The sequence below is a fragment of the uncultured Aquimarina sp. genome (assembly GCF_947496855.1).
Classification (GTDB): Bacteria; Bacteroidota; Bacteroidia; order Flavobacteriales; family Flavobacteriaceae; genus Aquimarina.
In genome coordinates, this window is record NZ_CANMED010000001.1 from 222,343 (window position 1) to 245,198 (window position 22,856).

The 22,856-nt window shown below is 31.7% G+C and carries 20 protein-coding genes; 10 read left to right on the forward strand and 10 right to left on the reverse strand.

Features of this window, described 5'->3' with window-relative positions; translation table 11 throughout:
* Positions 1 to 90: 90 nt before the first annotated feature.
* The 5 genes from Q0921_RS01040 to Q0921_RS01060 all read right to left on the reverse strand — a co-directional run bounded on the left by Q0921_RS01040 (position 91) and on the right by Q0921_RS01060 (position 5,057).
* Positions 91 to 519 (reverse strand): DUF1801 domain-containing protein, encoded by a 429-nt coding sequence (locus Q0921_RS01040; protein WP_299251983.1) that lies wholly within the window; start codon positions 517 to 519, stop codon positions 91 to 93.
* A 180-nt stretch (positions 520 to 699) separates the two neighbouring features.
* The gene (locus tag Q0921_RS01045) at positions 700 to 1,221 is read right to left on the reverse strand and encodes a hypothetical protein (protein WP_299251986.1); all 522 of its coding nucleotides are present in this window, start codon (positions 1,219 to 1,221) and stop codon (positions 700 to 702) included.
* Between the two features lie 154 nt (positions 1,222 to 1,375).
* Positions 1,376 to 3,049: a DUF4832 domain-containing protein gene (locus tag Q0921_RS01050; RefSeq protein WP_299251989.1), complete on the reverse strand. Its 1,674-nt coding sequence runs from the start codon at positions 3,047 to 3,049 to the stop codon at positions 1,376 to 1,378.
* 12 nt (positions 3,050 to 3,061) lie between these two features.
* A complete protein-coding gene (locus tag Q0921_RS01055) occupies positions 3,062 to 3,400 on the reverse strand; it encodes a hypothetical protein (protein ID WP_299251992.1) in 339 nt (112 codons plus the stop codon).
* Positions 3,401 to 3,611: 211 nt separating this feature from the next.
* The gene (locus Q0921_RS01060; protein ID WP_299251995.1) at positions 3,612 to 5,057 is read right to left on the reverse strand and encodes a TonB-dependent receptor; all 1,446 of its coding nucleotides are present in this window, start codon (positions 5,055 to 5,057) and stop codon (positions 3,612 to 3,614) included.
* Positions 5,058 to 5,229: 172 nt separating this feature from the next.
* Here Q0921_RS01060 and Q0921_RS01065 point away from each other — a divergent pair, with 172 nt between their 5' ends.
* Entirely contained in the window at positions 5,230 to 5,991 is a 762-nt protein-coding gene (locus Q0921_RS01065; RefSeq protein WP_299251998.1) for an MBL fold metallo-hydrolase, read from the forward strand.
* A 1-nt stretch (position 5,992) separates the two neighbouring features.
* Entirely contained in the window at positions 5,993 to 6,511 is a 519-nt protein-coding gene (locus Q0921_RS01070) for a hypothetical protein (protein ID WP_299252001.1), read from the forward strand.
* Between the two features lie 90 nt (positions 6,512 to 6,601).
* Here Q0921_RS01070 and Q0921_RS01075 read toward each other — a convergent pair whose 3' ends face one another.
* Complete coding sequence (locus tag Q0921_RS01075) at positions 6,602 to 9,466, reverse strand: esterase-like activity of phytase family protein (protein WP_299252003.1); 2,865 nt, start codon at positions 9,464 to 9,466, stop codon at positions 6,602 to 6,604.
* A gap of 329 nt (positions 9,467 to 9,795) precedes the next feature.
* Here Q0921_RS01075 and Q0921_RS01080 point away from each other — a divergent pair, with 329 nt between their 5' ends.
* From Q0921_RS01080 to Q0921_RS01095, 4 genes are read left to right on the forward strand one after another with little or no spacing between them, the layout of a single operon-like run.
* Positions 9,796 to 12,198, forward strand: a complete 2,403-nt coding sequence (locus tag Q0921_RS01080) for a TIM-barrel domain-containing protein (protein ID WP_299252007.1) — start codon at positions 9,796 to 9,798, stop codon at positions 12,196 to 12,198.
* Between the two features lie 55 nt (positions 12,199 to 12,253).
* On the forward strand, positions 12,254 to 12,445 hold the full coding sequence (locus Q0921_RS01085) for a phage tail tube assembly chaperone (RefSeq protein WP_299252010.1): 192 nt from the start codon (positions 12,254 to 12,256) through the stop codon (positions 12,443 to 12,445).
* Positions 12,429 to 12,914: a hypothetical protein gene (locus Q0921_RS01090; protein WP_299252013.1), complete on the forward strand. Its 486-nt coding sequence runs from the start codon at positions 12,429 to 12,431 to the stop codon at positions 12,912 to 12,914. The genes Q0921_RS01085 and Q0921_RS01090 overlap by 17 nt, the downstream gene beginning before the upstream one ends.
* 41 nt (positions 12,915 to 12,955) lie before the next feature.
* Positions 12,956 to 13,876, forward strand: a complete 921-nt coding sequence (locus tag Q0921_RS01095; protein ID WP_299252016.1) for a GyrI-like domain-containing protein — start codon at positions 12,956 to 12,958, stop codon at positions 13,874 to 13,876.
* 52 nt (positions 13,877 to 13,928) lie between these two features.
* Here the strand turns inward: Q0921_RS01095 and Q0921_RS01100 are convergent, their stop codons facing one another.
* On the reverse strand, positions 13,929 to 14,471 hold the full coding sequence (locus tag Q0921_RS01100; protein ID WP_299252019.1) for a hypothetical protein: 543 nt from the start codon (positions 14,469 to 14,471) through the stop codon (positions 13,929 to 13,931).
* Between the two features lie 119 nt (positions 14,472 to 14,590).
* Between Q0921_RS01100 and Q0921_RS01105 the strand changes: the two genes are divergently transcribed.
* Complete coding sequence (locus Q0921_RS01105; protein WP_299252021.1) at positions 14,591 to 15,031, forward strand: SRPBCC domain-containing protein; 441 nt, start codon at positions 14,591 to 14,593, stop codon at positions 15,029 to 15,031.
* Positions 15,032 to 15,161: 130 nt separating this feature from the next.
* Here Q0921_RS01105 and Q0921_RS01110 read toward each other — a convergent pair whose 3' ends face one another.
* The 3 genes from Q0921_RS01110 to Q0921_RS01120 all read right to left on the reverse strand — a co-directional run bounded on the left by Q0921_RS01110 (position 15,162) and on the right by Q0921_RS01120 (position 19,276).
* Positions 15,162 to 17,699: a PQQ-dependent sugar dehydrogenase gene (locus Q0921_RS01110; RefSeq protein ID WP_299252024.1), complete on the reverse strand. Its 2,538-nt coding sequence runs from the start codon at positions 17,697 to 17,699 to the stop codon at positions 15,162 to 15,164.
* A gap of 73 nt (positions 17,700 to 17,772) precedes the next feature.
* Positions 17,773 to 18,432 (reverse strand): alpha/beta fold hydrolase, encoded by a 660-nt coding sequence (locus tag Q0921_RS01115; protein ID WP_299252028.1) that lies wholly within the window; start codon positions 18,430 to 18,432, stop codon positions 17,773 to 17,775.
* A gap of 37 nt (positions 18,433 to 18,469) precedes the next feature.
* Positions 18,470 to 19,276, reverse strand: a complete 807-nt coding sequence (locus Q0921_RS01120; RefSeq protein WP_299252032.1) for a hypothetical protein — start codon at positions 19,274 to 19,276, stop codon at positions 18,470 to 18,472.
* 814 nt (positions 19,277 to 20,090) lie between these two features.
* Here Q0921_RS01120 and Q0921_RS01125 point away from each other — a divergent pair.
* The 3 genes from Q0921_RS01125 to Q0921_RS01135 all read left to right on the forward strand — a co-directional run bounded on the left by Q0921_RS01125 (position 20,091) and on the right by Q0921_RS01135 (position 22,778).
* On the forward strand, positions 20,091 to 20,444 hold the full coding sequence (locus tag Q0921_RS01125) for a hypothetical protein (RefSeq protein WP_299252035.1): 354 nt from the start codon (positions 20,091 to 20,093) through the stop codon (positions 20,442 to 20,444).
* A 30-nt stretch (positions 20,445 to 20,474) separates the two neighbouring features.
* A complete protein-coding gene (locus tag Q0921_RS01130) occupies positions 20,475 to 21,344 on the forward strand; it encodes a type IV pili methyl-accepting chemotaxis transducer N-terminal domain-containing protein (protein ID WP_299252038.1) in 870 nt (289 codons plus the stop codon).
* Positions 21,345 to 21,446: 102 nt separating this feature from the next.
* Positions 21,447 to 22,778, forward strand: a complete 1,332-nt coding sequence (locus tag Q0921_RS01135) for an alginate export family protein (protein ID WP_299252041.1) — start codon at positions 21,447 to 21,449, stop codon at positions 22,776 to 22,778.
* Positions 22,779 to 22,856 lie beyond the last annotated feature (78 nt).

Here is a 22,856-nt window from a genome sequence, read left to right on the forward strand (position 1 = left end):
CACAGTCTATTTTTTTTTTTTTTTTGCGAAGTGTATCGAATTTATGATTGAAGTGTGCCTTAAAGTAAATTCGATACGCTTTTGTACTATTTATATACCTAAAGTTGGTAAATGCTTGACTTTATGATAAGTTAATGCAGCGGTAATACAGTTCTTTAGTTCTTTTTTAGGAATATTAGAATTCATCGAGAAGATAATTGCACGATTTCCTTCGAATTGAAATGTATTTTTATATAAAACTCTAAAAGTTGTCACTAATTTACTGGTGCATTGAAAATACATAGCATATTGATTCGGTTTCCCTTTTTTCCAGTCAATTCTAATAGTACTTCCTTTTTTAGTCAAAAAACTAGGTTCTCCCCATTTTAAGGTCTCTTCTAAGCTTGTTATTCCTTCTGTTTCTTCAGCGGTTTCAATAATTAGGTTTCTAAGGTTAATTATTTTCTTACGAACAATATCCGTATAATTATTGTAAACCGATTCAACCTTTGGATTTGTTTTTATTTGTAATTCTGACATACGTTTCAAAAGATTTAAGATTACTACCGAAAAGCAGGGCTAATGTTGTTAATTTTAGAAACCTCACTTTTTTTATTTAAAGACAAATTAGGAGTTTAATGGTCTTAATAAATAAACACAAACCCTTCAGTTAAACATTTATTAGTTATGTTTTATGCACGTCTTTGTTGTATGCAGTTTTTATCGACAGATCGATTGAGTAATCTTATTTTTCCATTGAATCCAATATTCCTCTAATCCTTCAGGTGTTGTTTTAAGATCACTAATATCTAGTTCTTCATTATCAATTAAAACTTTTTTAAGCTGTTTTTTCCTAGATTCTAATGCAGGTGTGTGATTCCATCCACCAACATGGTCAAAAGAAGTATAAGCTTCACATTTTGTGTTAACACGCTTAAAAGGAATCATTAAGTAATAGGTTACATTTCCGCTACCCATTCCTTTTGTCGTCATTATGATATTATCAAAGTCGATTTTTGAATATTTACCTATTTTAAATAACTCTTTCAGTTTATCTCCAACTTTTGCAGACATCTTGTTTGAGAATTGATGAGCTATATCTGCTCCATTTATAAATTCAGCACCTTTGTATTGACCTTTACACTCGTTATCAGAACATTCTATTGTGTCATTCTCATTAATTAAGCTGCAGAAGAGTATTAGGGATAATAAGCTAAAAATGAATATCGTTAATTGTTTCATCAATAGTGTATCGAGTTTTTTAATTACATATGGCCGGGTTATAAGGAATATATAGATTTTTAATAAAAACCTTTCTAGATAACATCAAATAATGTCATCCTTTTAAACACTTGTCTAACGCGACTATTATTGTTGTACGTTTATTTTTTACACATTATTGCTTAATAAATTTATGAGTCAATAACTTATTTTTATTCAGACAAATGAAATATATTCCATTTGATAAACTAGAAATATTCAATTTATCATTATCTGAAATCGAAACTTCCTTAACTAATTGACCATTTACATCGAAAATTTGAACTCTTGCCTCATTATAATTTTTCAACTTAAATCTAATAAAATCTGATGAAGGATTTGGATAGATTGAGAAAAAGCTATTAGGTAAAAAATCATCTACACTCAATGTAGTGTTGTCTAGGGTTATAGTTTGCAATAAATTGTTATATCCTGTTTCAGATTCCCATGTATTTGTATTTGCAAATTGTATACTATAATCAGCATTTGATTCTAAAGCAGTTTCGGTATCAGGTATCCAAAGGTATAATTGAAATGTTCCTGTTAATTCTAAATTAAAATTTTGTGTAATTGATATAGAAGATTCCCAAGTTCTTATATCTGTATCTATTAATGCTGTTGTGATATTATTTGTTTGAGTATTCTTTAGCACTAAATAAACATTTCTTTTCTTAAAAGATCTGGCATAACCAATATTAGATAAATTTAGAGTTAGTTCAAAATTTCCATTGTTTATTGCTACCGAGGATGAGTTTAAAACAAATCTGTAGCCAAGATTTTTTATAAGTTCTTCATAATCCCCTGAATTAATTGTTTGAGTCCAAAAAGGTGTATAGTAATCTCTATTAATGGTTGTCCAGTTAGTTAAATCAAGTTCGTTTAACGCGTTAGCGCTATTAGTTCTAAAGCCATTATCACAAGTATTTAATCCGTTAGTTTCTCCTGTCATAGGTAAATACTTGGTTTCATTCGAAATATAGTTGTAGCCTGTTGTCCCTACTGGGTTTTCACATTGCGAGGATACAGAATAGGTTCCTTGATCACCATAATCGTTCAAGAAAGCATCATTATAGAAGCCGATTCTAGCATTTGCGGTGGTTTGGTAAGCAGTTTGTTCATTTAGTTGGGTATTACTGTACATTGTACTTTTAATACCGGCATATCTAACTTGAATAGGTATTTCTATAGGTGCTGCTGTTAACATTGCGTCTACTATCTCTTTACGATTTGCCCATTGAGCTTCGGAGATAGTACCATCGGTACCAAATTCTGTTGAGTTTGTATAATACCATTCTCCCCAAGTACCAATAAAACCAGCTTGAAGAGAAAAAATTACATCTTTATTAGTGTTTAATATAGTTGATAGTTGGGTAATGTGTGTTAATATTTGAGATTTTGTTGGTTGTTGAGCTGTAGTTCCTTGAGCATTAGAATATGAGAATCTTACAATGATTTTAAGACCTGCAGCTCTAACATTATTAAAATCAGTTTGAATATTTTCTAAAAAAGTTGTGTTAATATCAGAATTTAGAAATGCATCCAAAAGAAAATAACGATATACAACAGTTACTTTATCAGCACTTGTTTTCCAGTTATTTAATGTTTCAACAGAAAGGTTATTAGAGTTAGCAGTCGTTGCATAAGCACTAGATGTTATAGAGTATTTTTGTAAGCCTCTTTCTGGGTTTGCAATAATATCGGTAGATGCTGTGTAGTTTACAGACTGCCCTAATAATAAAGTATGACTTACTAGTAGAAGCATTAATATTAGCGATTTATTCGAAAGAATAACTTTATTATAATTTTTCATAATAATCAAATTTTATTTACTGGGTAAGTATTTCATTTTTTTATTAAAAACAGTGGTTATCTCTTCCCATTTCAAGTCAATATCATTCATACTGCAATCTCCACCTAGATAAACAATAGCGACTTTTTTATTTGAAATTGTGTCTATTCCAACTCCATAGATAGGGGCAATTCCTCCAGATGTTTTTATTAAAGTGTATTTCTCTGATTTAGAAAACATAAAAGCTATAGTTTCAATACGCTTTTTAAGCTCAGATATTGCTTTTTCATCCAATTTTAATTCTGTACTGTTAGCGTATAAATCCATGCAAGAAAAGATAGTATTCAATTTAGATTGTAGCTCTTTTTTCAAATTCAGAATTATATAGTTGTCCTCTAAATTCGAAACAGGGTTTTTAATAATATGAGAAACTTGGCTATGAGTTCCATCAATTTTATTTAGCTCAATTAGTAGTTTGTTTTCCTGTGCATCTATAACAAAAGGACATAATATAAAAGTAGAATTATGATTAGAGCTTTTCTTACATGTAGTATGTGTTTTTATATATATAATAAGCTTTTACTTAGACGGTCTCCGTTTCTTTATAACCAAAGAAGTTATTTTCTTTAATCATTTCTGGGATAAGATCAGGTAATTGTTCTTCCCATCCAGATTCTCCTTCTTGGATTTTCCGAAGTACCTCTCTGGAGTATATATCCATAATAGTGGGATCATAATCCACAATATCCTGTAGTTTTCCATTATGTTTAAAGAATTTATATAATTCTTTCATTCTAGGGTGTACTTTAAGGTTTTCACTAGTAGTAAGATCCCCAGTTTTAGGATTTTTTAATGGATATAAATATACTTTTAAATCTTTAAAGAAAAGTTTTCCAAAGGCTTCTAGAATACCACCGCTTAAATGTCTGTAATATTTTTCATCAAAAATATCTACCAAATTGTTTACACCCATAGATAACGCCATACGCTCTTTAGTGTAGTTAGAGAAATACTCCACAACTTTATAATATTCTTGGAAATTAGAGATCATTACTGTTTGTCCGAGAGAACAAAGTAAACGGGCTCTGCACATAAAATCTTCTTCATCGATTTCTCCTTCTGCTCTAAGATTAGAAAGGGTAATTTCAAAAATCTCTATAGTTTTTTCCTTACGTACCTTATTTTCATTCAGGAACATATTAAGAGACTTCTTGTAAATATCCATATTCACCTTAGTCACAGGTCTAAAGCTTCCTCTAAGAGCGAGAATATTCTTTTTGTATAAAACGGCAGCTGGTAAAACATTGTTACCATCTGGACCAAACATTACGGCTTCTGTCATCCCATTTTTAACCAATTGTAAACTCATTAATCGGTTATCAACTTTCTTAAACCTAGGCCCGGAAAAATTTATAGTATCAATTTCTATTTGATCTTTATCTAAATGATCATAAAGGTATCGTAAAAGTTTTTTTGGATTATCATATTTATAATATGCTCCATAAATAAGATTTACACCTAATACTCCAAGCGTCATTTGTTGTAGCTTGGCATCGTTTTCGTGAAAACGAATATGTAATATAATCTCATTATAGTCTTCGTCTGGTTTTGTTTGATATCGAATACCTACCCAACCGTGTCCTTTATATTTTTTAGCAAAATCTATAGTAGCTACAGTATTAGCATAACTAAAAAACAACTTATTGGGGTGTTTTTCTCTGGCAATACGTTCTTCTATAAGACGAACTTCATGCTTTAGCATCTTTTTTAATCGCGCTTCGGTAACATAACGTTTGTCATCTTCTATACCGTAGATGGCATCACTAAAATCTTTGTCATAGGCACTCATAGCCTTTGCAATAGTACCTGATGCACCACCAGCTCTAAAGAAATTACGGGCTGTTTCCTGGCCGGCACCAATTTCTGCAAAGGTACCATAGATGTTAGCGTTTAGATTAATTCGTAAAGCTTTACTTTTAAGTGAAGGGACAGACTCAAATTCTTTGTCTCCCATGATAGTAATAGGCATAGCGAAAAGGGCTTTTTTTGTTTATGTAAAGTTACTAATACATTAAGTATTATTAAAAAAAACTAGATGCTAATTTTTGCATTTTATAATAGATATAAATAATAAGTAGAGGAAATGAATTACTTTTTGAGCAAAAAAATTATAATTACATTTGCTTTCACTTAATTAAGATATGGAGATTACATTTCTCGGTACAGGAACATCACAAGGGATTCCGATAATAGGAAGTACACATCCTGTATGTTTAAGTAAAGACTCAAAGGATAAGAGATTACGAGTGTCAGTAATGGTCGCTTGGGATGAATATCAATATATAATTGATTGCGGACCAGATTTTAGACAACAAATGCTGGCAAATAATATAGACAGGATTGATGGAATTGTTTTTACCCACGAACATGCAGATCATACCATGGGAATGGATGATATAAGACCATTTTTCTTTAGACAAGGAGATATTCCTGTATTCGCGCACAAAAGAGTATTAGAATCTTTAAGAGTAAGATTTAGCTACATATTTTCATCAGAGAATAAGTATCCGGGAGCACCCAGTGTTATAGAAAATGAACTAACTAACCAACCATTTGCACTGGGCAACCTGGATGTGATTCCAATAAATCTAATGCATAATCGGTTACAGGTTTTTGGATTTAGATTTAAGGATTTTGCATATTTAACAGATGTTAAAACTGTTGAAGAAGAAGAGAGAAAAAAACTAGAAGATGTTAAGGTTTTGGTAGTAAGTGCATTGAGGGTAGAACCGCATCATTCTCATTTTAACCTGGAAGAAGCATTAGAGTTTATTGATGAAATCAAACCAGAAAGGGCTTATTTGACACATATCAGCCATATGTTAGGGTTTCATGAAGAAGTACAACAACAATTACCAAAAAACGTTTTTATTGCCTACGATAATCTAAAAATTACAATTTAATATGCGAAGTAGAATATTTTTATACTTATTTATTTTTTCAATATTGTTCGTATTGTTTCAGTTTATGAATGCCAAAAAGGCAAAGGAATCTTATGATGGAAAGATTGAAAATTTAGAAAAAAAAATAGGGGAGAAGGAAGAAGAATTAAAATCTAATGATCTAGAAAAAGATTCATTAATTGAAAAAATATTGGATCTTACTTATTTCTCATTAGACAGTGATGAAGAGGCTATTAGTTATTTTGAAGAGCAAGGATATGATGCTAAAAAATTATCATTGACAATTAGTGATCAGATTATAAGTCAAAATAAAGCAGGTGCAGATAATCCAATTGTTCCTTTTGTAGGAATGGAAGGAAATATGGCGATCAATAAGGTTCGGTTACTAAATCATAAATGGATAATAGCCGATTTTACAGATGGTGTTTATTGGGGGCAGTTGTTTATTATTTATGATGTTAAAAAAGATGGAGTAATCGATTTTGAGGTTGAGAAATCATTCTTGTATCCTAGAAATTAATATACATTGAAATTATATTAAAAAGACCTGCTTATTTTTAGCAGGTCTTTTTTTGGTTTTTCTTAATAGAAAGTTGGTTAATTTTCGGCTTTATTTTTTTACCAGCTTTTTCTTAAAGAATTCCCCTTCTGCTTCGATGATTGCAATGTAAATCCCTGTAGCCACCTCGGTACCACTATCTGTTTGACCATTCCATGTATACTGAAAACCATCCTCATTGGTATTCAAAAAACGCTCTCTTTTTATTAAGTTCCCTGCTATATCAAATATATCAATAGCTATAGAGTTTATATTTTTATTGGTAGTAGAGAAAGTAACTTGATCTGTAAAAGTATTAGGATAAGTTTTGAAATCATTATCTTGAAATCTCGAAATATTACCGTTATTATTATACCAGGGTAATCCTAATCGTTGATCCAGCCAAATAAGAATAAATTCATTATCATCAGGTAATCCTTCACCTACGTGACGACCAACACTAAAAGGATAATTATTGTCGTTTAATACACCAATTAAATATGGATTGAGGACAACAACACTTTCTATTGTTACAAAAGGAAAAGCAAAATCTCTACCGATTCCTATGTCTCCAGGTAAACCAGGTTCTGAAATTCTTCTTGGGTCTCTGATTTTTAGTAAATCAACATTTAGTCGTTTTTGAACCATAGTAGAATCTTCATCTAATTCTATTTCATAAATAGCTTTGAATCCTTCTAGATCTCCTTGAGATCCATCACGTTCTATGATTAATCCTCTTTGTCCACTAAACATAATGAAATCACCAATAGCAGATGCTCTTTCATTAAGTGGGTACTCATACTTTTTATTGGTATAGGATTTACTCGCTAAATTAAATTCGTGAATTAATAAGTTATTGTTTTTACTACCTTCTAAAGGTTTTTCTAATAGTGGTAATAAGGTTGTGTTGTCAGTAGTTAATGCCATCCCCTCAAAACCACCGCTCTGTTTTACATTAAAGGGTGTATCCAACTTTGTTACTCTATATGGCCAATACATTCCAGCTAACCATGGAGTATTTTCTCCATTTTGATCTTGTAAATTAGTACCATCACCCGCATCTCCAACTTTAGGAAAATCACCAAATAAACAAACTGTTCTGATTTCAGGATATTGTTCTTGTGTTAGTAGTAATGTTCTAAAATCAAAACTTTGTATGTCTGCACGATCTGTTAATTGATTAGCAACAATAATATCCGCAATTGCATTAGTAAACGTTTCTGGACCAAATGTTCTTTCTGAAAAAACATCCCCGCGATCATCAAGATCTGTTCTTGGATTGATCTTAGTTTCTATATTGAAACGAACCTTAGCAGCATTCATCCAACGTTTTGTAGCTTCTGGATCAGACGATCCTTCACCGTTTTTATAATATGCTACATAGAATTCTACAAAATCAAATAATTGCTGTAATGATGGCATGATATAGGGATCGATAAATCCTTTTTCATTAGCAAAAGCAACAGAAACGGGAGATAATGAGAGGTCATTAGTCTGAGCAGGTCTTCCTGGTAATATTTTATCAGCAATAAAAGTTTTTTGGATGCTATCTAATGTTAGATTTTTTACTAATACTTCATCTTCGAATTCATAAGAAATTCCATCCACTTTTCTGGTTTTTGCTGCTTCTATATGTGGATCGTGATCTAATAAAGGTATTCCATCTAGAGTAATTCCACAATCTGTTTCTAATGTAGGCATCAAGTAGTCTAAAGCTGCTTCCATAGAAGGTAATGTGTTTTCTGGGCGTAAGTTTCTAGCTCCTCTATGGCCTTGTGCATCAAAAAGGGAAACATCGATAAGACCGTTAGCATCCATATAATCAGCACGTCCATCTTGATCTTTATCAAAGTTTTGTACAGCTTCTAATAGGAGATCTGGACGATCAGAAATGATTCCTTGTAAATCTAAATCCAATAGACGATCCATCGTTGAAGTATCGTTTACGGTATATACAACTACAGGATGTCCTGCTCGGTTTAATGAAGAGACATTAAATAACTCACTTGATGCTTCGACCAAACCATTTGCAGATGTTGTTCTACTTCCTACTACAGTAGTCTCATCATTATCGTCTAGCATAACAAACCAAGGTGACATTACAGGTGCTTTACTACCATTAGCTTGCGCGTGTGCTCTCATTGCATTCATAACTCTTATAGCACTTGCTTCTTCACTAAATGGATTTTGTGGAGATCGTAATTCTTTACCAGGGTTTTCTAAATCAGGTAAAACATAGGGAGCATCTAATAATACCCCATTTTTGTCAAAATGTAATAAGAAAGGGCCAAACTCATCTCCGATCCAATAATCACCATTATTTGTTCTTTGAATAGATTCGATATCAAAATCAGCACCAGTTAAAATTCTATCTTGACTAAAATGGTTAGTAATTGCAAATGGAACTAATCCATTAGGGTCTCTTAATTCTATATATTCCAGCACCTTAATATCTCCTTCACCTCTTCTAAAAAAGGTTTCAAATCTAGGTTTGATTTTGTATAGACGTAAGTTGTAATCCGAAGAGTTTTCAATACTCCCGAAACCATTATCAGACATGGCAGTAAAGGTTCCATCCATATTATTTAATACGGCAGAGAATCCTTGAATAGGTTGTTTGTTTATAAAAGGAAGCTCTTGTTCATTGATTGGTTCATCACCGATAAAAATACCAGAAGTAGGTCCTTCTGAAAAACTTGAAGCTTTTAATACCGCTCTGGAAAATAATAAATCTCCAAAATTTCCAAAAGATTTACCTTTTCCTTTTGCATAGATTTCCTGACCATAATAATTGTCTTCAGGTAGGTCAATTTGTGGTTCTGTTTTGCTTTTTTCGGTTTGTGCTATAGCAGGAAAAGAAAAAAGCAGACCTAAACATACAGATAAGTAAACTAATTTTCCGTATCCATTTGTCATAACGTACGAATGATTTTTCATGTGTAATACGATTAAGATTAAATTGGTTATTAATACCCTAAAAGTACCCTTTCAGTATTACCAAAACGTTTCATCTATCTCAACAAATTATTAGGATATGGTTAGGTGTTTTATGATACTGTAACCGCTGTATGAATTGTATTACTAAGCAAAAACATGATGTCTTTGTACTAACGAAATCGTTGTAGTAAACTGTTGTGATTTTTCTTGTGTTTCTTTAGTTTAACTGAAAATTCGATAATTCGGTACTACTGTTTGTTGTTATATCCTTATTCCAAAGGGATTCTAGTATATTTGGTTCTTATCTAAATCAGAAATACCCATTATATATGAAATCAAGATTTTTTTCATTTTTCCTGTTCGGAACACTTACTTTTTTTATGCTTTCCTGTAAAACAGCTACAAGTGATTTTATTACTAATATTGATAGTTATCAAGAGGATCGATATATCGAAATTTCGAGAGATAATGGGAAATACATAATCAAATTATATTCTGATAAGATTATAGAAACTTCTTTTATCCCTACAGGAGAAATTTTTAATCCAGAATCGCATGCGGTGGTGTTAGAAAAAGGAATAGTATCACAAGTAACTGAGACTGATAAAACTATTGTGTATGGTTCTGATGGAATTAAAGTTCATATTACTAAAGAACCTTTTCATATCGCGTACACGTATAGGGGGAAGGAGTTGATTTCTGAAAAAACAGGGTATCTCAAAACTGATTCTACAGAAATTCTGAATTTCAATTTAGATAAAGAAGAAGTTATTTATGGAGCAGGAGCAAGGGTAGTAGGAATGAATAGAAGAGGGAATCGATTGCAATTATATAACAAAGCACATTATGGGTACGAGACCCGTTCTGAATTAATGAATTATACAATGCCATTGGTATTATCTTCTAAGACATACGCTGTTCATTTTGATAATGCGCCTATTGGGTTTCTGGATATTGATAGTAAAAAAGATAATACCTTAAGTTATGAAACCATCAGTGGTAGAAAGACATATCAGGTTGTAGCAGGTGACGATTGGAAAGATTTGATGGATCAGTATACAGATTTAACGGGTAAACAACCATTACCGCCTAGATGGGCTTTTGGTAATTTTGCCAGTCGTTTTGGATACCATTCAGAAAAAGAGACCAAAGAGACAATTGCAAAGTTTAAGAATGATTCTATTCCCTTAGATGCAGTAATTTTGGATATTTATTGGTTCGGAAAAGATATGAAGGGACATATGGGGAATTTTGAGTTTCTTAAAGATTCATTCCCTAACCCAAAACAAATGATCAATGACTTTAGTGATCAGGGAGTAAAAACAGTATTAATTACGGAACCTTTTGTTTTATCAACATCTAAAAAATGGGAAGAAGCGGTAGCTAAAAAAGTGTTAGGAAAAGATTCTTTAGGTAATCCTTTTAGATTTGATTTCTATTTTGGTAATACAGGAATTATAGATATTTATGATCAAAAAGGAAAAGATTGGTTTTGGAATATCTATAAAACCTATACTCAGGAGTATGGAGTAGCAGGATGGTGGGGAGATCTAGGGGAACCAGAAGTACACCCTTCAGCATTATTGCACGCTACTGGATCGGCTGATGAAGTACATAACATCTATGGTCACGATTGGGCAAAATTAATGCAAGAAGGCTATCAAAAAGATTTCCCTGAACAACGTCCATTTATTTTAATGCGAGCTGGTTATTCAGGATCGCAACGGTTTGGTATGATTCCTTGGTCAGGAGATGTTAGTAGAAGTTGGGGCGGATTACAACCACAAACAGAGATAGCGTTATCAATGGGGATTCAAGGATTAGGATATATGCATTCGGATCTTGGCGGATTTGCAGGTGGAGAAAAATTTGACGCTGAATTATATACACGTTGGTTACAGTACGGAGTTTTTCAGCCTATTTATAGACCTCATGCACAGGAGCATATTGCTCCAGAACCTGTTTTTCATGATAAAAAGACAAAAGAACTGGCTAAAAAGAGTATTGAACTTAGATATCAAATGCTTCCATACAATTATACCTTAGCTTTTGAAAACAATCAAACAGGTATTCCATTAATGAGACCACTGTTTTTTGAAGATGCTGATACCAAAGAATTACAAACAGTATCTAATACTTATTTATGGGGTGATAATTTCTTAGTGTCTCCAATTGTAAAATCAGGAGTAGTATCAAAAGATGTGTATTTCCCTAAAGAATCTAATTGGTATGATTTCTTTACTGCTCAAAAATATGAAGGTGGAAGATATATTACAGTGGAAACTGCAAAAGATCATATCCCTGTATTTGTAAAAGGAGGTTCATTTATTCCAATGGTTGCAACTGTTCAGAATACGGAAGCTTATAGTACTAAGGAGCTTATCTTACATTATTATTATGATGCTAATGTAAAAAGTAGTTATGGGAAGCTATATGATGATGATGGTAAAACTCCGAATGCGTATGAAAAAGAGAAATATGAAATATTGAATTTTGAAAGTAAGAATACTGATAACAAACTGTCTATAGATTTTAAAGCTAATACAGGGACTAATTATAAAACGAGCTCTCGTGTAATATCATTGCTTATTCATAGTATTGAAACAACTCCAGTATCAGTTAAGGTTGGCGATAAGACAGTTGATGTGGATTGGAATGAAAAAGAGAAAGTATTGATTGTGAAATTTGAATGGAATTCTGCGGTTATAGAGAAGGTAGGGATTCAATTTTGATAATGTTTCATTGTATCTTTTACCTTTCAAATAATTTTTAAGCATATCGATATTTATGAGTAAAAAGGTTTTTAAGAATAAAATGAACGGTTTGTCAGATGATGAATTAATGCATGTCCTTGAAAATAGCAATAAATATCAAAAAGATGCCATTGATGCAGTTATTGATATTGCAAAATCTAGAGGTTTAGAAATTTCAAAATTTCAACAGGAGATAGAAAAAGAAAGAGTTGAAGAAATTAGATAAAAAATATGAACAGAATATTCTAAAGTTTGTCCCGAAGATTATCGGTGTTTATCAAATATTAGGAGGATTGTTTTTGTTTTTGATGTCCATTTTTCTTTCTGATTTTAGGATGGTTGCTTGGGCTCAAGTATTTTTAGTATTGTTGGTTTTTTTCTCGATTGTTGGAGGTTATTTGTTTTTGAAACAAAAAAAATATGGAGCATTTTTATGTGTAATTAATCAAAGTCTTCAAATTATAAGGTTTCAATTTTTAGGTTTCACACTGAAATATTATACAGGTATTTCGGCAGGAGTCATCATTGAAAGTTCGTTTCTAAATGAGTTAAGTTTCTCCTTTAATTTAACACCTGGAGCGTCGTTTATTCTTGGCCCAATATATACTATGAATGATTTTTTTGGATTGAATGTTATTCCAATACTATTCATTTATTACATTTATCGACATAAAGAAATCTTGACTAAAATGTAAACTGTTAAAATTATACATTTAGGATTGTTATATATTTTTAAATGAAATCCAGGCAAAAAATAAATAAAGAATACATCAATCGAATCAATTTAACATTGCAATTTATTGATGAATACTTAGATTCTAATTTATCCTTGGATATTGTTTCAGATGTAGCGATGTATTCACCGTTTCATTTTCACAGGATTTTTAAAGCAGTAATTGGAGAAACATTAAATATCTATATAAATAGGAAGCGTATTGAAAAAATGGCTTCTATATTAATGCATAAAAAAGAGGTAAACATTACAGAATTATCACTTCAATATGGTTTTAGCAGTAATTCTTCATTTACTAGAGCATTCAAAAAATTTTACGGAGTTAGCCCTACAGAATTTCGAAAACAACTTCCAAGCAAATTTAGCAAGATTGGTAAAGGAGAAAGCAAGATCGGGCAAGAGAATTCAATTTTCGAAAAATACATTTGCAATATTAATAATCATATAAATTGGATTAAAATGAATGCAAAAATTGAAGTTAAAGAAATCTCTGATTTACATTTTGCTAGTATTACTCATATTGGAATAAATGGAATCGAAAACGTTTTTGAAAAATTAATACAATGGGGCAGATCTAAAGGAGTGATGGAAAACCCTGAAACAAAAATGGGAAGAGTGTTTCATGATAGTTTTAAAATTACTTCACCAGATAAAGTGCGAATGAGTATTTGTATGTTAATGGTGAAGCCAGCGATTGCTGAAGGTGAAATTATTCCGCTTACAATCAAAAAAGGAAGAAATATTGTAGGGCGATTTGAAATTATGCCAAATGATTTCGAAAAATCCTGGAGTAGTCTTTTTGTATGGATGAGTGAACAAGGGTTTAAAAAATCCAAAGAAACCCCTTTTGAAATATATCACAATGATTTCCGAGAACATCCGGAAAATAAGTTTTTGGTAGACTTTTATATACCGATAGAATAAAATATTTTAAACAATAATCCAGGTTATAACTATAGATGACTCCGTTATATTCTTATTTTTTGAAAAACAAAGATTTATAATGACTAGTGGATAAATATTCTTTTCTAAGTTGTTTAAGAAATTTTACTATTTCATCTCTATTAGGATAGTTTTCTTTAAGAGGGTCCATAAAATCTTTATCATTTATTGTAAGAACTACATACCACTTTCCACTGCGACTGGTATATAATTCTTCAAGAACAGGAGTATGGTCATTTTGTTCTAAAGCTGCATCTATAACCAATGGAGCTAAATTGATTGTTTTTGTGGTTCTTTCTACTTCATAAAAAGAAAGGTAATATTCTGCATCATTTACTGTGAATGGAACATTCCATTGAACGTCTTCATCGTTCAATTTAAATTTTTGATTGATATATTGATAGAATTCATTAGCGTTTTTTGGGTCTTCAAAAATAAAAGAGTTCCTTTTCGGAAGTCCTTTTTTGAATTTTTTGGCAACCATTACCTTATCTTCTTTAATATTAGGTGCTATTTTAGTAGGAACACAAGCATAAAATAAGAATAAAATAGATGTGATAAAAAGTAAAGCTCTCATGAGATGTTGTTTGAAGAATTTTATCAATTTTAGTGCTATAATAACGTTTTGTAAATATATATAACATTCCTATTTTAGTGAATCAATATAAATTATTGATTCACTAAAATAGGAATGTTATGAAAACTACGGATGCACCTATTACCGTTGAGGAGACTTTTACAGTTTCAGTTGATAAGGTTTGGAGAGCAATAACCGATGTAAAAGAAATGAGACTTTGGTTTTTTGATAATATTGAATCATTTAAGCCAGAAGTGGGGTTCCAGACTCAATTTTTGGTACAAGTAGAAGATAGAAACTACACGCATTGTTGGAAAGTTATCGAAGCTATACCGAATAAAAAAATCACCTATACTTGGCAATATGAAGAATATCCCGGTGACGCTTCAGTAACTTTTGAACTATTTGATAAACAGGATAAAACAACACTTAAGCTATCTCTTAACGTAACTGAAGATTTTCCATCTAATATTCCAGAATTTACTAGAGAAAGTTGTTTGGGAGGGTGGAACTATTTTATTGGAGAAAGATTGAAAGAATATATAAATACTATCAAATAATTATTTAAACAAAAGTAATATATATTCACAGCAAAACGAGAAGTTATCTGAATTTCAAGAGCATAAAATATTACACCTATTATTCTGGATTATATTAGGTTGAATAATAAATATCGTTAGAGTTTTAATATTATTTTTTGATGATCTTTAAGGTATTATTATTTTTTATTTTTAAAAAATACATCCCAACTGCATATCCGGATATATCAAGAGCTGCACTTCTACCTTTATTCATAATTTTACCAGAATTATTTATAAGTATCCAATCATTCACGCTTGGAAGTTTCACTATTCCTGTAGTAGGGTTAGGGTAGAGATAAACTATTTGCTGATCTGTAAGGTCGGGAATACTTAGGATATTTCCAGAAACCCACTTTGCCGTATTGTTAGTATCGATTACTCCAGCACTTGAAAAGTTTCCACCTGCAAAAATTTTATCTATTCCGTCACTATCAGAAGCAAAATCTATGGTATTGATTTTAATGTTTACACCCACATTCGTATTGGTACCTAAAGCTTCCCAGCCATTAGTTTCGTTCCATCTTGCTATATTATTTACAATAATACTATTACTATTATCAATATTTGCAGTATCAAAAGCTCCACCAACGTATAAGTTGCTTCCATCGTGAATTAGTGAATTCACAATGTTATTTACACCATTGTCTAAGGCAGACCAACTAGCAGTGTTCTTATTCCATCTAGCAATACGGTTTACAGTCTGACCTCCAGCAATAGAAAAGTTACCACCTATAAACACTTCGGTTGGAGTAATGGCGATTGCTTCTACAAAACCACTGGTTCCGGTACCTAATGTTCCCCAGCTAATCCCATTCCAAGTAGCAATTCTATTGGCAGTATTGTTTCCTGCTTCATCAAAATTCCCTCCGACATAAAGTGTCCCATCACTGTCTAATACCAAAGATCGAATCTCATTATTAGTCCCTGATACTCCACTTGCAGCATCCGTTAATGCTAGCCAGTTTGTTCCATTCCATAAAGCTATATTTCGTACGGTATTTCCATTTACAGTTTCAAAAACTCCACCAATATATACATTGTTGTTAGTATCAATTTCTAATGCTGCTACGGTTCCATCAACCCCTGACCTTAGAGGAGACCAGTTACTCCCATCCCACATGGCGATATTTTGAGCAGAAACGCCTCCAATTTCTGTAAAAGCTCCGCCAGCATATAAATTTCCGTTTGGTGCAATTTTAAGAGCATTAATAGTTCCATTGGATCCCGTGCTTAATGTTCTCCAGCCAGAATTTTCATTCCATACTGCAATATTATTAGCAGTTATGTTTCCTGCTTGAGTAAAGGTTCCTGCGTGGTATACATCACCGTTCGTATCCGTAACTACAGATTGTACAATTCCATTGGGGATTCCTTGATTCAATTCTTCCCACTGTCCAATACCATTTACCGCAGTTCCGGAAGGGGTCGATGTGCCATCTACCAGTTTATATATTTGAGCATTATCTCCGTAATCACTAAAGTACAATTCTCCATTTTTATCAACTCCAAAAGAAGAGACAAACTCACCAGATGTATTAAAGAGTAGTGTACTACTAGAAGTTCCGGTTGATGGATTATAATCTAATACCCAAACTCTTCCGCTTACATAATCCCCAAAAATGTATTTTGAACTTATATCTGGACTTAAACTAGTAATTTCTGAACCTCTATACACATAGCCTCCTGTTATAGAACGATCTCCTTGATTACGGTTGTAGACATGTACTGGAAAAACAGTTGGTTCGGTAATGGTAACAGTGCTATTGGCGACAGAATTTCCTTCGAATCGACTCCAGCCATAATTTTTACCATTTTCAATGATGTTTACTTCTTCAAAAGCTCCCTGACCTACATCAGCACCCCAAAGTCTTCCAGTTACATTATCAAAAGAAAATTTCCAGGTATTTCTTATTCCATAGGCATATATTTCATCCAATCCGCTTATACCTACAAAAGGATTATCACTAGGGATTTCGTAATTGCCGTTTGGTAAATCTGAATTAGTTTCTAAAGGATTGTTTCCATCTAAATCCACATCAATACGGAGAATACTTCCGAAAACAGTATTCTTATTTTGTCCATTACCTTCGGGATCATTTCCGCCGCCGCCGTCACCGATAGAAATATAAAGGTACCCGTCTAATCCAAAAGCGATTTTACCACCATTGTGGTTGCTATTGTTTTGGTTTTTATCAAACTGAAAAATGACCAGTTCACTATCTGGATCTACAAAGTTAGGATTCGTAGCACTTACTGTAAACCTAGAAAGCACCATTCTTACGGCAATACCAGCTACTGGACTATTTGTCGTATAATATGTATAGAAATATCCGTTGGTACTATAATCAGGATGAAAAGCTAGCCCTAAAAAACCTACTTCTTGACCATCTCTGAATCTAACACGATCAGTGATGTTTAAAAATGTCTCTACTTCATTAGGATTAACATTGTTATTTCTAGGAAATACTTTAATTCTTCCTCGTTGTTCTGCAATAAACATGCGATCTGTTCCGTCTCCGGGAGACTGTATTTCTGTAGGGAATTCGAAATCTACATTAGGGAACGCAGCTTCATACGTGATTTGTGCCGTAGTAAAAATGGTAAAAAAAAAGAATAAGAAAACAAATGGAGAGGTTAGCGTTTTCATTTTTAGAGTTTTAAGATAAGTGACTCTATCTGAACGAAAAAAACTATTACTTAGTATGATTTTCTTTATATTTCTAAAGGTGTTTACCTAGCCATTCTTTAAACTGATAAAAATTACGGGGATCTACTCCGTGACCTACAGGAAATTCATTTAAGGATGTTTGTATTCCGAGTTCAGTAAGTTTTAATGGAGCTTTGCGAGCCCAATCTATCGGAATCACTTGATCAACACTCCCGTGCGAGCAATACAAATTAAGTTTTGAAAAATCATTATGCTCATAATTTTCTTTGAGAATATCTTCATTTAGATATCCGCTCAGTGCTACAATATTTTTTACTTTTTCAGGATAGGAAAGTGCTACGGCATAACTTAGAATTGTACCTTGACTAAAACCAAGTAATGTAACATTACTGGCATCTAGACCATAAGCCGCAACAGCTTCATCTATAAAATTTGCTATTTTATCCCGGGACTCTACGGCTTGCTTATCATCACTAAATTTTCCTTGTGCGTCATCAAAATAAATGGCGTACCAAGCATTACCATATGGTTGCATCGGATACGGAGCTCTAACCGATATAATGCATAATTCATCCTGAAGCTCAGAGGCAAATGAAAATAAATCATTTTCATCACTACCATACCCATGAAACATAAATAAAACAGGAGTTTTATCTTTTTTTGTGGCAGGTTTTTTAATGATATGATGTAATGATAAAGTTTTAATTTCCATATTACTTATTTTTATATCGCACTAAGTTCGTGTAGCTCTATTTTAGTTGTAAATGTATGTGATCATCGTGCCGTACTGCTTGACATCCATGAAATCGTATTTTAAGATTATGTACTCCTAATCTACTTTTAAGATGAGGTTCAATAAAAACTTTTCCCACCTTTTGTTGATTTACAATTTCCAAAAGTAAATCTTTTGTTGCTTTTTCCGAAAGCTTAAGTTGATTATTTGAAATTCCTAGGGTTAAATATTTTGCGAAATCATATTGCCAATACCCTCTTTTCTTGCACGCTTCAATTTGATCATATTCTCTTGGATTTGGGCCTTCATAAATACCATAACCCAAAAGCGCGGGTTTTTTATTAGTAACCTTTCCTTTAATATTTGTATAAATGAAAGAAATATCAATTTTTTTGCCATCATTATGACTTAGGTGGGGAGGTAATGGAAATCCATTTATGAATGGAAAATTAGCATCAAGATATATTAATTTTATTCCATTATGTTTCTTGCTAATAGATTTTGAAATTTTTTGTAAAGAAATATTCAGTTCTGGAGTGACGTAATTTCTATTACAGAGGGTTGTGAATATAGTGCAGGGCGCTATTAAATCATTGTTTTTTATTTTTTCTCTTCCGAAAGCAGGAGCAACATAAGGTACTACTGTAAATGTTATTATTAGATATGTTACAATAAAAATCCCAACTTTTATTAAACGATAGTTTCGGATAGTTTTTTTAATGATCAATTCGGTTATTAAATAGATAGCTCCTCCAACTTGGGTTGATAGTGTTAAGAATATTATAATTAATATTTTAGAAATTATTTTAAGGGTTCTTTTCATAAAATTAAAAATCTATTTTTACTAAACTATCATCAGTCGTTCTTAGTATATGATCTAAATAATCATTTATTAGTGATACTTGCTGAATATTCTTACAAATTTTGTTGGATTGATTTGGCTTAAAAATATGTTGTTTTATAATTGTTTTGGAAAGAAATTCTAATTTATTAATGGGTTAAACAAAATGTAAAATATGTTAAAAACATAATAATTTTACGGTTTAACCGTATCATTGATTTATATTTGAATAACTAAACCCTACAATTTATGAAAAATGAATACTTCCTTAATACGTTTCAAAAATATTTGAAAATCAATTATTTAAATAAAAAATAGATTCTTTTTTGAAATTGCATATTACAAATAAAACCGTATCGATTTTAAAAAAGAATCTATTTTTTTTAATAAAATAAATGGGTTTTTATTATTACTCCATTTTGAAATATTATTGACTACATATTCCCTGAATAATTTTTTATGTAACACATTAAAAAATCAACAAAATGCATTTAATCGTTGATAATTGAATTTAATGGTGTCAAAATGAATTTGTTTCTTTCGAAATTGTGAAACTATAAATATGTTTTATTTATAGTATAATTTCAAAATATAGTGGTTTGTGATAGTTTATTCCATTGAACTTAGGATAAATTTCAAATAGACTTATTAAAAATGCATTTCATCGAAGATAAATGTTCTGATCAATTTTTAAAAATAGTTTTGCCTTAAGTTATTACTCTTTAAAAGTAAATAACAAAATAGGTTAAATCCTTATAAAATAATTTTAATCATTTAATCCCAAATACCAGACTTCATGAAAAAAATCACCTACTTATTATTACTGTGTATCTGTTTTAGTTTTACACAGACAGAAGATAGTTATCAAATGACTATCACAAAAATATCTGATGCATATAATGCAAAGGATGCTAATAAACTTTTCGAGTTATTCTCTTCGGATTTACAATCGTCATTTACCCTAGATAAGGTGCAAAGTTTTATTGCTGATAATCAAGCTAAAAAAGGAACTATAGGAGAATCTTCTTTTTTGATGGATGATCAAGGAAGCAAGCGTTACTTAGTCGAGTTCGAAAATTCATCAACAATTCTAATATTAAAATTATCCTCAGATAATAAAATTACTCAATTATCCCTAGAAGAGTATTAAAAATAAATTTAAACAATTAAAAGAAAAAAAATGAAAAAAAATTTAACGCTACGATCTATAATGCTTTTATTTCTGATAGGAATGATAGTATCTAGTACAAACACTATTAATGCCCAACAAAGTGTAAAATATGGAATGCTAACCTTCAATAAAGCGGTTAATATTTCAGGTAAGCAACGTATGCTAAGTCAAAAAATGGCTAAATCTTATTTGTATTTGGTAGAGAATCCTAGTGATACAAAAGCAAAAAGAGATCTCTTAACCAGTAAAATTATTTTCGAAAAACAAAATGGTATTATAAACCAAAATTCTGGTTATAAAGTAACTAAAGACAGAATAGCCGAGGTAGACGCTATCTGGGTAGAGTTTAAGAAACTTATTGAAACTACTCCAAATTACGATAATGCAAAAAAAATTATAGATTTAAATACAGATTTATTAAAAGCAACGAATGATGTAGTATCTGCTGTTATTGTAGAATCAAAAGGAGCCAATCAAAATGATGCAAATCTACTAGAGGATGATGGTTCAAGTGAATCTGATTTAGAGCTTAAAAAGATGATAGACATGGCTGGGAGACAGCGTATGCTTTCTCAAAGATTAGCATTATATTATTTTGCTAATCAAACTACGTTGAAGACTAAAAATTCTGAGCAAATGCTTAATAATGTTTTTAATGAACTTGACGGAGCTATTACAATGTTACTTATATCTAATTTTAATAATGAACAAATTGACGAGAAGTTAGGATTAGCTATGTCAAAATGGGAGTACGTAAAAAATAACAAGGAAAAACTTGTTAATCAAGGGTTTAAGCCTTTAGAGATGTATAAGGTTAGTAACGATTTAACGAAAGCTTTTAATGCAGTAACTAGCTTGTACGAAAAAGTTAAGATATAGATTATTACATAATACTGTTAATAAAACGGGGAAAAATACGTATTTTAATGAAAATTTTTAATGCGTATTTTTTTTGTTTGAACTTTTAAAAACTTACTAAATATGAAAATAAAATTACAATTATTATTATGTACTGTGCTATTAACGTGTGTGGTAAAAGCTCAGGAATTAAGTATTGATTTAGATTTTAGAGATCGGTTTGAATATCGTCACGGATTCAATAGTTTAGTTCCACAAGGAGCAGATCCTGCAGCTTTTGTGCAGCAGAGAGCTAGGCTAAAATTCGGATATGCTTCCGAAAAATTCAAAGCTCATTTTAGTGTTCAGGATGTTAGAGTATGGGGAGATACTAGACAGATTCTGGATAATGATGCTAATAATAATTTGCAAATTGCAGAAGCCTGGGCATCTTTGGCTTTTGGAAAAGGTTGGTCTACTAAAGTAGGTCGACAAATGATATCATATGATGATCAGAGAATCTTAGGTGGTTTAGACTGGGCATTACAAGGTCGTTTTCACGATTTAGCTTTGATAAGATATGGAAACGAAAAAATCAAATTGGATCTTGGTTTTGCATTTAGTCAAAATGATTTAGATGCACTTCCTGGTAATCAAACAGGAACTATATATAATGTTACTGGTTTTTTTAGCTATAAAGCTATGGAGTATGCACATTTAACCTGGAAGGCTTCAGAAAAAGCAACGCTTAGCTTTTTAGCACTAAATAATACATTTCAGAATGTAATAAATGGAGCCGCTACAGATGGATTCTATCATACGCATACATTTGGAACACACTCTAAGTTTAAATTTGGAGAAGTAGGTCTTGCTTTAAATGCTTATCTTCAAGCAGGAGAAGGTCCCGACGTCAGCGATGCTGCAAGTCCATCCACTGATCTTTCTGCATATTTAGTTGGACTAGAAGCCAATGGAAAAATTGGTTCAGTTGGTATTGGAGGAGGTTTTGAAATCCAAAGTGGCACAGATCAGAACGAAACAGATGGAAAAAACTATTCTTTCTTTCCTCTCTATGGAACCAATCATAAGTTTAACGGATATATGGATTACTTTTATGTTGGAAACCACGCAAACTCTGTTGGTTTAACTGATATATATGCCAAAGCGAATTTTAAACTTGGAAAATCCTCAAGTCTTCTTGTCAAAGGACATTATTTCTCATCAGCAGCTACTCTTATAGATGATACAGATGGATCAGAAGCTGACAAATACCTTGGAACGGAAGTGGATATTGTATTTACACAAAAATTACTGCCCTATGCTTCAATAAAAGTTGGATATTCTCAAATGTTCGCTGGAGAAGGAATGGAGTTTCTGAAAAATCAACCCAATCCAAGTGGATTACAAAACTGGGGATGGGTTCAGTTAGTAATTAAACCTAATTTACTTAAATGGAACCCTAAACTGACTCAATAAGTATGCTAATTATAGTGTATTCAAAAAACCCTGACAAATAACATTTATCAGGATTTTTTTTGAATATATTTTTGAAAT

Excerpts from the sequence above, each read along its gene's own strand:
- Q0921_RS01060 (WP_299251995.1), bottom strand. The coding sequence starts at position 5,057 with ATGCCTATTACTATCATGGGAGACAAAGAATTTGAGTCTGTCCCTTCA.
- Q0921_RS01120 (WP_299252032.1), bottom strand. The coding sequence starts at position 19,276 with ATGAAAAGAACCCTTAAAATAATTTCTAAAATATTAATTATAATATTC.
- Q0921_RS01100 (WP_299252019.1), bottom strand. The coding sequence starts at position 14,471 with ATGAGAGCTTTACTTTTTATCACATCTATTTTATTCTTATTTTATGCT.
- Q0921_RS01040 (WP_299251983.1), bottom strand. The coding sequence starts at position 519 with ATGTCAGAATTACAAATAAAAACAAATCCAAAGGTTGAATCGGTTTAC.
- Q0921_RS01075 (WP_299252003.1), bottom strand. The coding sequence starts at position 9,466 with ATGAAAAATCATTCGTACGTTATGACAAATGGATACGGAAAATTAGTT.
- Q0921_RS01070 (WP_299252001.1), top strand. The coding sequence starts at position 5,993 with ATGCGAAGTAGAATATTTTTATACTTATTTATTTTTTCAATATTGTTC.
- Q0921_RS01135 (WP_299252041.1), top strand. The coding sequence starts at position 21,447 with ATGAAAATAAAATTACAATTATTATTATGTACTGTGCTATTAACGTGT.
- Q0921_RS01130 (WP_299252038.1), top strand. The coding sequence starts at position 20,475 with ATGAAAAAAAATTTAACGCTACGATCTATAATGCTTTTATTTCTGATA.
- Q0921_RS01080 (WP_299252007.1), top strand. The coding sequence starts at position 9,796 with ATGAAATCAAGATTTTTTTCATTTTTCCTGTTCGGAACACTTACTTTT.
- Q0921_RS01125 (WP_299252035.1), top strand. The coding sequence starts at position 20,091 with ATGAAAAAAATCACCTACTTATTATTACTGTGTATCTGTTTTAGTTTT.
- Q0921_RS01115 (WP_299252028.1), bottom strand. The coding sequence starts at position 18,432 with ATGGAAATTAAAACTTTATCATTACATCATATCATTAAAAAACCTGCC.
- Q0921_RS01045 (WP_299251986.1), bottom strand. The coding sequence starts at position 1,221 with ATGAAACAATTAACGATATTCATTTTTAGCTTATTATCCCTAATACTC.
- Q0921_RS01050 (WP_299251989.1), bottom strand. The coding sequence starts at position 3,049 with ATGAAAAATTATAATAAAGTTATTCTTTCGAATAAATCGCTAATATTA.
- Q0921_RS01105 (WP_299252021.1), top strand. The coding sequence starts at position 14,591 with ATGAAAACTACGGATGCACCTATTACCGTTGAGGAGACTTTTACAGTT.
- Q0921_RS01095 (WP_299252016.1), top strand. The coding sequence starts at position 12,956 with ATGAAATCCAGGCAAAAAATAAATAAAGAATACATCAATCGAATCAAT.
- Q0921_RS01065 (WP_299251998.1), top strand. The coding sequence starts at position 5,230 with ATGGAGATTACATTTCTCGGTACAGGAACATCACAAGGGATTCCGATA.
- Q0921_RS01110 (WP_299252024.1), bottom strand. The coding sequence starts at position 17,699 with ATGAAAACGCTAACCTCTCCATTTGTTTTCTTATTCTTTTTTTTTACC.
- Q0921_RS01085 (WP_299252010.1), top strand. The coding sequence starts at position 12,254 with ATGAGTAAAAAGGTTTTTAAGAATAAAATGAACGGTTTGTCAGATGAT.